We start from the raw sequence: 11,874 nt of genomic DNA, 5'->3' as shown, positions 1-11,874 counted from the left end.
AGACACGCATGCGATAACAGTCGATCAAACTTGTTCGCGGCTATACCAGCAAGGATTAATCTATCCTCTCGGTCGAGGGTGCTACAAAGTGACAGACGCCGGAAGACGGCTGGTGGAGACTGAATGCGATTTGTGAGTATAAGGATGTCCATCTCTCATGTCGATTCCTATACCTAGTAGTGTCTCCTCGAAACATGTCTCAGACGGTTTCGTTACCTGTGTGGCCACTTCGACCGTCTTTCGTGAGAGTTCACCTGCACACCAATCGAATGTCATATTCCGGAGCATCTCTTAACTCAGATAATGGTGCGCGATTCAGCGTCGTCCGAGGACTCCCCATCCTTGCAGAACGTCCTGGACGCGCTGGACGACCCCGACTGCCGAGCCATTCTCAGAGTTACAACTGAACCCATGACCGCAAACGAACTTACGGACACCTGTGACATCCCCACATCGACGTTGTACCGGAAACTGGAGCTTCTCAGTAACGCCTCGCTCGTTCGCGAGCAAGACACGATCAATCCCGGAGGTGGCCGCACGACTCGATATAAGCGAGATTTCGACGACGTAACGATCTCGATGACTGAGGAAGACGATTTTTCGGTGACGGTCGAACGACCGCCCCGGAAGGCCGACGAACGGCTCGCTGATATCTGGTCGACAATGGGTGACGAACTATGACTTGGATGGGGACGGCGATCGTCGTCGTAAAGACGGTGATTCTGCTCTTGGGGAGTGGAATCACCTACATTGCATTCAAAGCGTATCGTCGGACTGGAGCCCCATCGATGCGGGCTCTTGGCATCGGGTTTGGGACTGTCACCCTCGGAGCACTTCTCGCTGGAATTGCTAATCAACTGCTCTCTGTTTCGCTTGAAGCCGGCGTTTTGATCAACAGCGTCCTCGTTGCAATCGGGTTTGCGATAATCATGTATTCACTCTATCTCGAACGTGGGTGATCTCTGCGTTCGCCTCCGAAGGTTCGAAGTCGAAGTCGGTTTGTATAGCAATCCCAATACTCCCACGTATTGATGACCGACAGCTCAGACAATGCTGACGAAGAGGCTCGCTCCTTCCGAGAGATTGGTAAAGGACTGTTAGATGAAGAGATGGGGCCGAGTTCTTCGATGGCACACCTGTATCGGGGGGAAATTCATCGGATGAAATTCTGGCGTGAACGCCTCGACCGAACGACGAACTGGGCCGTCATCATGATGGCGGCGATCCTCACGTGGGCCTTTTCGAGCCGAACGAATCCCCATTACGTGATTCTCGTCGGCTGGGCTGCACTGACGGTCTTTCTCGTCGTCGAAGCGCGCCGTTATCGGGGGTACGACATCTGGCGCTCCCGCGTCCGAACGCTCCAGCGAAACGTGTTTGCACTGGGACTAGATCCGTCTCGCGAACTTGCTGACCCTGATTGGCGGTACAAGTTGGCCGACGACTACGACCAGCCGACACTCAAAATCACGATGGAGGAAGCGATTGCACACCGGCTGCGGCGGATCTATCTCCCGCTGTTCGCAGTCCTACTTGCTGCGTGGGTCATTCGTGTCACAGCGTTCGTCGAGCAACCGTGGCCATCGAGTGCTGCAATCGGTCAGATTCCTGGCGAATTCGTGACGGTCATCGTCTCTCTGTATGCACTCATACTCGGAGTTATTGCCTGTCGCCCCCGAACATGGTACGCGGAAGAAGAACTGCGGACGAGTGATTTTCGAAGGGATCAGTGAACTACTAAATTGAGTTGCCCCACTGGATCGGTATTGATTCGAAATCAGCCGCAATAGTGACCTACTCGATCAGGACCAATAGGTCCGTTGTAGCTTAGATGAGGAGTTGAATGTCCGATTCCGCCATGTCCTGGATTGCGGTCGCAGCGCCGACACCGGTCGTCACGCCGTCGTAGAAGTCGGCCTCGTCATAGTCCATCAGGTCGATGGTCATCTGACACGCTTGGAACTCGACGCCCATCTCCAGTGATGTCTCGATGAGTTCCTCGATGGTCGCGGTATCGTTGTCCTTAATTTGCTTTTCCATCATCTTTGTCGTCACGCGGTCCATACCGGGGAGTGCACCAACGACGTTCGGAACGGGCATGTTGGGGTTGCCCACCGAACTGAGCTTGAGCTTTTTCGACCGCTCCTCGTGGAGAATATCCAGACCCCAGAACGTGTGGAATACAGTTACTTCGTAGCCGAAGGCAGCCGCCGTGCTCGCGAGGATGAGCGGCGGGTACGCCATGTCGAGCGTCCCTTTCGTCGCGATGATCGACATTTTCTGTTGGTCATCACCCGTCGTATTCTCGACAGTAGCGAGTCGAGTTTCGAGCTGTTCGATGCGTGCTTGGAGCTCCTCTCGACTGAGTGTGTCTGTCGTCTCTCCCGTTTCAGTCGACGTCTGGGTTCCGTCGTTTGTTTCGGTGCTCATTCGTTACTCGGTCTTGCGAACGTAGTGTTTGTACACGTCATCGCCTTCTTCTTGGTCGAGGAGCTCGACCCCATCGGTCGTCTCGGCCCATCCAGCGAGGTCGCTCATACTCCCCGGGTCGGTTGCGAGGACTTCGAGAACGTCATCGGTAGCGAGCTGGTCGACAGCCTGTTTGGTCTTGACGACGGGCATGGGGCAATTCTGTCCTTTGACATCGAGGCTCTCTGCGATTTCGTCTTCCATCATAGTATTGACTTCGACACCCAATACTGGACACGGCAGTAAAAGTGTATCGATGGCAATTCCAATACCTCACATTACCATAGGGGTTATTATGTAGAAAAGCGGCGTGGTATAGCTATGAGCGTAAAAATTGGGGCTATAGTATTGTTCGATATTTGGTTTTCTATGCGAATCTTTATTGGCGTGTGGCTGGTAGCAGTAGGTGACGATGACCGAAGCGACTCCAGAGACTGATGGAGCGGTCGAATCGATTACGCCCACAGAATTGAAAGCACGAATCGACGACGGTGAAGACGTGTTCCTCCTCGACGCCCGCTCGGAAGGAGACTATGCGGAGTGGCATATCGATGGGGAGACCGTCGACATCGTGAACTATCCGTATTTCCAGCTCCTCGACGGGATCCCGGAGGACTTGCTCGCCGATCTCCCAAGGGATCAGACGGTTACCGTCCTCTGTGCGAAAGGCGGGTCAAGCGAGATGATCGCCGAGTCGCTCGAAGCCGAGGGCTACGACGTCAACCATCTCGAACACGGTATGAAGGGCTGGGCGCGCATCTACGAGTACACGGAACTCGACGTTGATATCGACGCCACAGTCGCCCAGTACCAGCGTCCATCCAGTGGGTGCCTCGCGTATCTCGTTGCTTCGGACGGTGAAGCGGCTCTTATCGATCCACTTCGCGCGTTCACTGACCAGTATCTTCAGGACCTCCGACTGTTCGGGGCTGACCTCAAATACGCTCTAGATACGCACATCCACGCGGATCACATCTCTGGGATTCGCGAACTCGCTACGGAGACCGGGGCGTCCGCGGTTCTCCCCACGCCCGCAGCTGACCGCGGTGTCGGCTACGATCTCGAGTACGAAACTATCGGTGACGGCCAGAGACTCACCGTTGGAAATGTCGAACTCGAAGCGATCCACACGCCCGGGCACACGACCGGCATGACTGCCTACCGGGTCGGAGACGTGCTGTTCACCGGCGATGGCCTCTTCACCGAAAGTGTTGCCCGTCCGGACCTGGAGGACCCGGAGGCTGCGAGGAACGCCGCTCGGACGCTGTACGAAAGTCTCCACGAGAAGGTCCTCCCCCTCCCTGACGAGACGGTCATCGCACCTGCACACTTCAGCGATGCAGCGACACCGACCGACGATGGTACCTACACAGCTACACTCGGCGACCTCCGCGAACGCATGGACGCTCTTTCGATGAGCGAAGAAGCGTTCGTTGAGTTCATCGTCGCCGACATGCCACCCCGGCCGGCCAACTACGAGGCAATCATTGCGACGAACCTCGGTCAGGCGGCACCGGACGACGATCGAGCGTTCGAACTCGAACTCGGTCCGAACAACTGTGCGGCCAGCGACGAGGCGCTCACCAACTGATGATGGAGTCAATCATACCACTGCTCGCGGTCGGTGAACTCTTCCCTCGAGGAATCACGCCGTATCTCCTCGGTGGACTGCTCGTTGGACTCGGAGCCGCGATCATCTACCTTGCCACGGGCATCATCGCGGGTGCGAGTACGTTTCTCGAGTCGACGCTCTCGTACGTCTCGGACGTGCCGCGGTTCAATCGCTTCAAATACGTCCAGTCGCGCGGGTGGCGGCTGGTGTTCACCGCCGGTATCATCAGCGGTGCGGCGATCTGGGGGCTCGTCTTGCACCCCGGTATCTGGACGACCGATGTCCAGTGGTGGCGACTGCTCGGCGGTGGATTCCTCGTCGGCGTCGGCACCCGCCTCGGAAAGGGGTGTACCTCCGGGCACGGTGTTTGCGGCGTCGGATCGCTATCGAATACGTCACTCGTGAACGTCGCCACCTTCCTTGTCGTCGCCATCGGGACGGCACAGCTAGTCCAAGCCCTGGGGGTGTCGCCGTAATGGCTGAGACCGAGCGCAGTCCGTGGTTCCTCCCCGTCATTTACGTCGGTGGGCTTGTTTTCGGGCTCGGGTTGGCAATCAGCGGGATGGCCCGCCCCGAAGTCGTGCTCGATTTCCTCCAGTTCGAGGATTTCGGTCTACTCTTCGTGATGGGCGGGGCCGCAGTCGTGACCGGGGTTACGTTCGCAATTGCGACACGCTCGCTCAACCGCGCGCCGCTGACCGGAAGCGAGTACACGCGCCGTCTCAAGGACTTCGATCGCAACGTCCTCGTCGGTGGTGGTATCTTCGGCGTTGGCTGGGGCCTCTCCGGCATCTGTCCTGGGGCCGCATACGCAAGTATCGGTATCGGGAACTACCCCATCCTCTGGGCCATCGTCGGCATGTTCCTCGGTGCGTATGCACAGGGCTACTGGCGGACGCTCCGTGCCGGAGATGCCGCTGATGGGGTTGAATCGACGGCTGATTGAATATCATGTTCAAACTGAATCACCCATCACACCTACAGCAATGGTATAGCGTCAAAATGACTCGATCACACAAAACTCTAGGTGGCAAGTGAAATGTTCGGTATCGAAACGCTGAGCAGTACCTCACAGGCAGCGGCACAAATCGGTCTCGTCCTCGCCGAGTCGATTGTGCTGTACGTGGGCTACGGCGCGCTCACGCAAGCGGTCGGCCCGACGGTACTCGATACACTCGGTGGTGAGTAATAATGGACGTGTTCGGGATGAGCCTCCTGTTGATTCTCGCGTTCGTCGGCTTCGGCCTGATGATCGGGACGCTCTTCGGCTTCTTCGGTATGGGTGGATCGTTCCTTGTTACGCCGGCGCTGTTGGTCATTGGCTACCCGGCCGAGGTCGCTGTCGGAAGTGGCCTTGCGTTCGTCTTCGGGACGAGCGTCATCGGTGCGATCAAACATCGCGACCACGGGCACGTCGATTACAAACTCGCGGCCATCATGACTGTCGCCATGACGATCGGCATCGAGGCTGGGAAGTACGTGGTTCTCTTCCTCAAAGCGACGGGCCAGGCGGATCTGATCATCAGCATCGCGTACGTCGGTCTACTGGCCATCGTCGGTCTGTTCACCCTCCGGGACGCTCGTTCGACGGATGACGAATCGAGCGTCGATCTGTCCGAAACGGTACAGGGAATCGAGCTTCCACCGATGGTCACCTTACGCGGTGACATCCAGGTGTCAGGTGTCATCATCTTCGCCGTAGGGTTGGCTGTCGGTGTCCTCTCCGGATTCCTCGGTGTCGGAGGCGGCTTCTTGTTGATGCCCGCCATGATGTATGGCCTCGGTGTTCCAGCTGCAGTCGCCGTCGGAACGGATATCCTGCAGATCACCATCTCAGGAGCGTACGGTGCGTTCTCGTATGCACAGGCCGACGCCGTCGCACTTCCCGTCGTCGGTGCGATGCTGATCGGGAGCGCCCTCGGTGCTCGCATCGGTGCCGGCGCGACGGATCTCGTCGACGAAGATGACATCAAGGGCTACTTCGCCGCGATGTTGCTCGCGGGGAGCCTCGCTGTCGGTGCGAAGCAACTCGGCACCGCGTACGGAATTGAGGCGCTAAACACCGTGAGTATCGTGCTCATCTTCGGTGCAGCGCTACTCGTGAGCAGTGCTGTCGTCCTCGCCGCGATCTGTCGGCTCCGAGGGGATGCTACCGGAACGTGGTGCCGGCTGACCACATCGTAGCGTACAGTCTTGTACCGACTATACAAACGTTTTTACGAACTAGGGACGTACACTCGAGTATCGTATGACCGATTCGATGAGTGAAATGCTCCGCCAGGACATGACCTGTGAGGGCCTGCTAGAGTGTTTCCACGGGACGAAGGAACTCGACAAGGACGTGTTCGGATTGCTTGTAGCGAGTTCTGAGCCCCTCACTGTCGACGAAATTGCCGAGCATATCGACCGTGAGCGGTCGACGGCGTATCGGGCCGTCCAACGACTGATGCAGGCCGGGTTCGTCCAGAAAGAACAGATCAACTACGATCAGGGCGGCTACTATCACGTCTACCGACCGACTGACCCCGACAAAATCGCTGACGACATGCAGCGGATGCTCAACGACTGGTACGCGAAAATGGGGCAACTAATCGGCGAGTTCCGCGAGAAGTACGACCAGCAGATGGCCGATCCGGTAGCGGCCGAACAGTGACGCTACACGAAGTCTTGCTGACGTTCCGTATTCCCCTCTTGAAACGGATCAAGCATCAGGTATAGCAGGTATGGCCGAAGATTCTCCCACCCCCCCCCTTTTCGCAGCTCTCTACGATCCGGTAACAGCAGTCGCCGAACGAACGGTTCTCCGTCCCCATCGAGAGTATCTTGTTCGTAACCTTACGGGGCGTGTACTTGACCTGGGTGCTGGGACCGGTGCGATGTTCCCGTACTTTTCAAAGTCCGAGGCTGCCTCCTTGCACGCGATCGAACCTGACCCCTATATGCGAAAACAGGCCGAATCGAAGGCGAGCGAGCTTGACTTAGAGATCGATATCGGCGACGCGAGTGCCGAGTCGTTACCGTACGGAGACGACCAGTTCGACACCGTGGTCGCCTCGATGGTGTTCTGTACGATCACCGACGTGGAAGCGGCTCTCGCGGAAGTTCATCGGGTCCTGAAGCCGGGCGGTGAATTCCGGTTTCTCGAACACGTCCACGCTGACGGATGGCGAGCTACTGTCCAGAACGTACTGGCACCGCTGTGGCGGCGAATCGCGGGCGGATGTCATCTGAACCGACAGACGGTCTCTCAGTTCACGGCCAACCCAGGATTCGATATTCTGGAGATCAAGCGCCTCGATGTCGGGATGACGCCGGTCTGGCCGTTCGTCCGCGGTCGCCTCCGAAAACGCGAATGAATCGAGTTCGGCCGGGTTATCGTTTGTCGTACGTATTGATCCCGGCAACTTGGTTTGCCGGGCATTTCCGCGTCGTTCCAGTAATAACGAAGATCGCGCCAGCGACGAGGATGAGTGCTGTCACGGCCAGTCCGACAGTCCCTGCAAGTCCGATATCGAGATACCCAGCGAGGAGTGCGACACCGATCGCAACGAGGATAGGACCGCCAATGAGCCGTGCTGTCCGGTCGAGGCCGCCGACATTCTTTTCCATACTAATATCTATTAGGCAGGCGGTCTATTAACAGTTTGGCAATAGTGTACAATACTCGCCCGTCAGAACTGAATCTCCAACTCAAATTGATATTTGGACTCAGCTGGATATCCGAGAGTACTACGTTCGAAAACCGACGATGACGAACGTCTCTGGGCGAGTTGATTCGTACTGTATATCGAATCCACCCTTACGAAGCGCTGTTGCCGCTTCTTCTGCGGTGAATCGCTCCTTGAGAGGTGGACCGCTTTCTCCTTCCCCATCGGCAGACCAGTCGGCGATGACAATGCGACTGCCTGATACGAGTACCCGGCTCAGTTCCTGTATCGCGTCACCGCTCGTGAACTCGTGGTACGTCATCGTCGAGAATGCCGCATCAAGCTGTCCATCCTCGAACGGGAGGTTTTCGACACCGCTCGTGATGAGTTCGACGTTGTCCGGAACGCCCTTCTCACGATAGTAGTCGTGCATGGCCTCCTGTACGTCGACACCGTAGACATAATCGACGTAAGGAGCGACGTCGTCGGTGTAGAATCCTGTTCCACTCCCGAGGTCGGCGACTCGATCTGATGACGAGGGAGCGAGTGCCCCTAGGAGCTCATCACGGGAGAGGTATCGATAGCGACTCCCGGCATCCTCCAGATTGTCCGCCTTGTCAGCGTCGAACGTATGGTGTCCCACACTGACTAGTTGTGCACGAGTTGCAAAAGTCTGTTCGATACAGATGGGGCAACAAATCCTGCTTCAGGTCAGTATCAGCTGTCCTCGTCTGAATTTTCGCCGCCGTCTGCCAACGCTGTTTCACGCTTCCGTTCGAACCATGCCCACTCTGCTGTGTAGAGCCCACTTTCTTTGAGATCCCACGGGTCGGCGTCCGGGACTCGTTTTCCTTCGAGCCAGGATGTGACCATATTGTAAAACCAGATAATCTGGGCGACCGAAATGATCACCGCCCCCAGCGTAGTGATCTGATGGAGCGATGTGAACTGCGGAAGGTACGTTGCATATCGCCGGGGCATCCCTCCGTAGCCGAGCAGTATCATCGCGAAGAACGTGATATTCACGCCGATATTGCTTAACCAGAAGTGCCACTTCGCGAGCGTCCGCTGATACATACGTCCAGTTATAAGTGGGAACCAGTAGTAGATCGCGGCGAAGACAGCAAAGACGGTACCTCCCATAAGGAAGTAGTGGAAGTGGCCGACGACGTAGTAGGTGTCGTGGAGGATTAAATCAACTGGAATCGATGCGAGAAATACCCCCGTCACCCCACCGATAATCAGATTCGAAACGAACCCGATACAGAATAGCATCGGTGTGGTAAGCCGAATATTCCCGTTCCACATGGTCGTAATCCAATTGAACGTTTTCACCGCCGTTGGGACGGCGATTGCGAGTGATACCGTCATGAACGAAGCCCGTAGTCGAGGGTCGATACCCGTCGCGAACATATGGTGAGCCCACACGCCGAATGAGAGAACGCCGATGGCGAGTGTCGAGTACACGACGAATTTGAATCCGAAGAGCTTCCGCCCCGAAAACGGAGGTATAATCAGGCTCACGAACCCCATCGCAGGGAGAATAAGAATATACACCTCTGGATGTCCCCAGAACCAGAAGAGATGCTGCCAGAGGATGGGGCCGCCGCCGTCGACGGTGAAGAATGTCGTTCCGAAGTTTCGGTCGAGGAGCAGCATGATGAGTGCGCTTCCGAGCAGCGGGAAGGCGAACAGGATGAGTCCAGACTGCGTAAGGACGGTCCAAGAGAAAATGTCGAGATTCGACCAGGATACGTTCTCACCGCGCTCAGTGAAGATCGTCGCGATGAAATTTATAGCTCCCATCGTGACGCTGATTCCGGAGAGATGGAGGCCCAGAAGCATCAGGTCCACAGCAGGACTTGGTAGCTGAAGCGATAGCGGAGCGTACATCGTCCACGAGGTTTGTGCAGCTGGTATCGCGGGGATGAAGAAGCCAGCATAGACGAGCAATGCCGACGGCGGTAAGAGCCAGAAGGCGATGGCATTGATCCGTGGGAATGCCATGTCGTCAGCACCAATCAGCAGCGGGATGAAGTAGTTCGAGAAAGCAGCCAAAATGGGCGTCCCGAATAGAATCAACATCGAGAGCCCGTGGCTGGTCATCAAGGCATTGTAAAATGAGGGCGAGATGAGATCTTGTCCCGGTGTGAGTAGCTCAAAACGCATCACTAGGACTGCAAACCCGGCCCAGCCGAAGATCGCCACAGAATACACGCCATAGAGAATTCCGATATCTTTGTGGTCCACAGTAGTCAGCCAGCGGACGATACCGGACGGTTTCTCTCGATGCGTCTCACCGGCTTCCCCACTCACCCCGCCGGTTCCGAGTGGCGAGTATGAGCGCCACTCTTCTACTCGTGAGAGCCAAGCAGCAACGAGGACAAGGAACACGGCCATAACAGCGGTTAGCACAATCTGTGACGTGGCCATACGAGACCGTTCGGTCCGTAGCCATCTAAATTATGAATTGGCGCACGACAATCGAAGAACGGCACTGTCTAGTTAACCTCCTGAGCTGGCGTTCGACCGGCGAGCGATTGATGTGGTCGCTGAAAATTATAGTAGTGAACGAACACTGCAAGACACTGGCGGACGCTCAGCCGACTGCCCACCCATGAATTATGGAAACGGTCGACTCTCATTTTGAACGTGTGAAACCACTTCTCAATCAGGTTTCGCTCCGAATAGTCGATTCGACCGTTCAGTCCTAATCGAGAGAAGGCAGTCCGATAGCCGAAAGCATCGGCCAGAAACACAGTCTCAGAACAGTCGTGTTTCTCGCAGAGTCCATGGAGAAACGCAGCCGCCGGATCAGTCCCGTGATGTTTGAACAACGCGACATCAAGAATCGCCTTTGTATCGAGGTCTATTGCAGCGTACAACCAAGACCACTCGCCGTTGATTTTGACAGCTGTCTCGTCAACCGCGACCCGCCTCGGCTGCGCCTTCGGCGGGTCTGAGACGCTGTCAGCCAGCCGATGTACCCACTGGAAAATCGCTCGAAACGAGCGTTCTACGCCGAGGAGATGGAGAATCTCTTCTGTCTCTCTGAGCGAAAGTCCCGCAGCGTGGAGTCGGACGGCGAACGCCCTGACGGGCGTCGCCGTCCGCTCCCGCTGCCAACATTCAAGCGTAGCAGTGTCTAAAGTCTCTTTGAGCAGGTTTGAGAGTAGCATGAAACACTAGCTCTTCGACCTGCTCGTTCCTTATCTAGACAGTGCCCGAAGAACGGTAGAGTAGAGAAACCGACAGGTCACTGCATGGAATTCGTCTCGAGTTTTTGGGTTGCATACCGCCCACGTTCGATCGGAGCCCCAACGGTGTTCCCCCATTCGACCCACGAACCGTAGTAGTGCCGGACGTCCTCCTGGCCAAGGAGTTCGTGGAGAACGACCCATGCCAGAGCAGAGCGTTCACCGATCCGACAGTACACGAAGATTTCCGTTTCCGAGTCGAGGATGGGTTCGTAGACGTGTCGGAGTTCTTCTGGGGGCTTGAATCGTCCGTCTTCAGCAACGGCCTGACTCCAAGGGATGTTAATTGCACCAGGAATGTGGCCGCCCCGTTGCACGCCCTCGTTCCACCCCGGCGGTGCCAGCACCTCGCCACGGTACTCTTCTGGAGACCGGACGTCAACGAGCGATACGTCGCGGTCGAGCGCGTCGTTAACGATTTCCCTATCGACACGGATCTCGTCGTTCACCGCTGTCACCTCGTACTTCCGTTCCGTGACGGGGGGCTGCTCCGTGCTTAATGGAAACGACTGTCTGGTCCAGTAATCTCTACCACCGTTGACGAGTCGGACATCGGGGTGCCCGTAGTATTTCAATAACCAGAACGCATAGGCAGCGAACCAGTTCATCATATCGCCGTAGAGGACGACTGTCGTTTCCGAGGTAACTCCATATGACCCAAGTAGCGTTTCGAAGTCTTCGCGAGTCAGAACGTCGAACGTTTCGGGATCCTGTAACTCGACGTTCCAATCAAGCGAGTGTGCACCGGGAATATGACCGTCGTCATACACATCCGTATCGACGCTGACCTCAAACAATTGTAGAGCTGGATCGTCTGCCTGTATCTCGTCGAATCGGTCCACGACCCACTCAGGAGAGACAAGAACGTCGTGTGCGTACTCCGCCATTG

At 56.4% G+C, this 11,874-nt stretch carries 17 protein-coding genes; 10 read left to right on the top strand and 7 right to left on the bottom strand.

Annotation, left to right across the window (positions count from 1 at the left end; all coding sequences use genetic code 11):
- Positions 1-303: 303 nt before the first annotated feature.
- The 3 genes from C474_RS14015 to C474_RS14005 all read left to right on the top strand — a co-directional run bounded on the left by C474_RS14015 (position 304) and on the right by C474_RS14005 (position 1,733).
- Positions 304-681, top strand: a complete 378-nt coding sequence (locus C474_RS14015; protein WP_008387949.1) for a winged helix-turn-helix domain-containing protein — start codon at positions 304-306, stop codon at positions 679-681.
- Positions 678-959 carry a DUF7521 family protein gene (locus C474_RS14010; protein WP_008387947.1) on the top strand — a complete coding sequence of 94 codons (282 nt, stop codon included), beginning with the start codon at positions 678-680 and terminating at the stop codon, positions 957-959. The genes C474_RS14015 and C474_RS14010 overlap by 4 nt, the downstream gene beginning before the upstream one ends.
- A gap of 72 nt (positions 960-1,031) precedes the next feature.
- Positions 1,032-1,733, top strand: coding sequence for a DUF2270 domain-containing protein (locus C474_RS14005; RefSeq protein WP_008387946.1), 702 nt, complete (start codon positions 1,032-1,034; stop codon positions 1,731-1,733).
- A gap of 94 nt (positions 1,734-1,827) precedes the next feature.
- On the opposite strand, the gene C474_RS14000 is transcribed toward C474_RS14005, so the two are convergent.
- Together C474_RS14000 and C474_RS13995 are read right to left on the bottom strand one after the other, a co-directional pair.
- A complete protein-coding gene (locus tag C474_RS14000) occupies positions 1,828-2,430 on the bottom strand; it encodes a DsrE/DsrF/DrsH-like family protein (protein WP_007979203.1) in 603 nt (200 codons plus the stop codon).
- Between the two features lie 3 nt (positions 2,431-2,433).
- Positions 2,434-2,676 (bottom strand): sulfurtransferase TusA family protein, encoded by a 243-nt coding sequence (locus C474_RS13995; RefSeq protein WP_007979199.1) that lies wholly within the window; start codon positions 2,674-2,676, stop codon positions 2,434-2,436.
- 205 nt (positions 2,677-2,881) lie between these two features.
- On the opposite strand from C474_RS13995, the gene C474_RS13990 reads away from it, so the two are divergent.
- The 7 genes from C474_RS13990 to C474_RS13965 all read left to right on the top strand — a co-directional run bounded on the left by C474_RS13990 (position 2,882) and on the right by C474_RS13965 (position 7,437).
- A complete protein-coding gene (locus C474_RS13990; RefSeq protein ID WP_049917015.1) occupies positions 2,882-4,060 on the top strand; it encodes an MBL fold metallo-hydrolase in 1,179 nt (392 codons plus the stop codon).
- Between the two features lie 2 nt (positions 4,061-4,062).
- Positions 4,063-4,557, top strand: coding sequence for a YeeE/YedE family protein (locus C474_RS13985; RefSeq protein WP_026178032.1), 495 nt, complete (start codon positions 4,063-4,065; stop codon positions 4,555-4,557).
- Positions 4,557-5,027, top strand: a complete 471-nt coding sequence (locus C474_RS13980) for a DUF6691 family protein (protein WP_008387943.1) — start codon at positions 4,557-4,559, stop codon at positions 5,025-5,027. The genes C474_RS13985 and C474_RS13980 overlap by 1 nt, the downstream gene beginning before the upstream one ends.
- Before the next feature lie 93 nt (positions 5,028-5,120).
- Entirely contained in the window at positions 5,121-5,270 is a 150-nt protein-coding gene (locus C474_RS22665) for a DUF7512 family protein (RefSeq protein WP_018129179.1), read from the top strand.
- Between the two features lie 17 nt (positions 5,271-5,287).
- Positions 5,288-6,265, top strand: a complete 978-nt coding sequence (locus C474_RS13975; RefSeq protein ID WP_008387941.1) for a sulfite exporter TauE/SafE family protein — start codon at positions 5,288-5,290, stop codon at positions 6,263-6,265.
- A gap of 64 nt (positions 6,266-6,329) precedes the next feature.
- Positions 6,330-6,734: a helix-turn-helix domain-containing protein gene (locus C474_RS13970; RefSeq protein WP_008387938.1), complete on the top strand. Its 405-nt coding sequence runs from the start codon at positions 6,330-6,332 to the stop codon at positions 6,732-6,734.
- Positions 6,735-6,804: 70 nt separating this feature from the next.
- Positions 6,805-7,437, top strand: a complete 633-nt coding sequence (locus C474_RS13965) for a class I SAM-dependent methyltransferase (RefSeq protein WP_083862043.1) — start codon at positions 6,805-6,807, stop codon at positions 7,435-7,437.
- Between the two features lie 16 nt (positions 7,438-7,453).
- On the opposite strand, the gene C474_RS13960 is transcribed toward C474_RS13965, so the two are convergent.
- From C474_RS13960 to C474_RS13940, 5 genes are all read right to left on the bottom strand, one after another.
- Positions 7,454-7,690: a YgaP family membrane protein gene (locus C474_RS13960; protein ID WP_008387934.1), complete on the bottom strand. Its 237-nt coding sequence runs from the start codon at positions 7,688-7,690 to the stop codon at positions 7,454-7,456.
- A gap of 120 nt (positions 7,691-7,810) precedes the next feature.
- Positions 7,811-8,371: a class I SAM-dependent methyltransferase gene (locus C474_RS13955; RefSeq protein ID WP_008387932.1), complete on the bottom strand. Its 561-nt coding sequence runs from the start codon at positions 8,369-8,371 to the stop codon at positions 7,811-7,813.
- 74 nt (positions 8,372-8,445) lie between these two features.
- Positions 8,446-10,128 (bottom strand): cytochrome c oxidase subunit I, encoded by a 1,683-nt coding sequence (locus C474_RS13950; RefSeq protein ID WP_049917040.1) that lies wholly within the window; start codon positions 10,126-10,128, stop codon positions 8,446-8,448.
- A 101-nt stretch (positions 10,129-10,229) separates the two neighbouring features.
- Positions 10,230-10,907 (bottom strand): IS6 family transposase, encoded by a 678-nt coding sequence (locus tag C474_RS13945; protein ID WP_008387927.1) that lies wholly within the window; start codon positions 10,905-10,907, stop codon positions 10,230-10,232.
- 77 nt (positions 10,908-10,984) lie between these two features.
- The gene (locus C474_RS13940) at positions 10,985-11,872 is read right to left on the bottom strand and encodes a sulfurtransferase (protein ID WP_008387925.1); all 888 of its coding nucleotides are present in this window, start codon (positions 11,870-11,872) and stop codon (positions 10,985-10,987) included.
- Between the last annotated feature and the right edge of the window lie 2 nt (positions 11,873-11,874).

The organism is Halogeometricum pallidum JCM 14848 (assembly GCF_000337095.1).
GTDB lineage: Archaea > Halobacteriota > Halobacteria > Halobacteriales > Haloferacaceae > Halogeometricum > Halogeometricum pallidum.
Note: the sequence above shows the minus strand (reverse complement) of the source record. Positions and strands in the feature narration are given on the sequence as shown.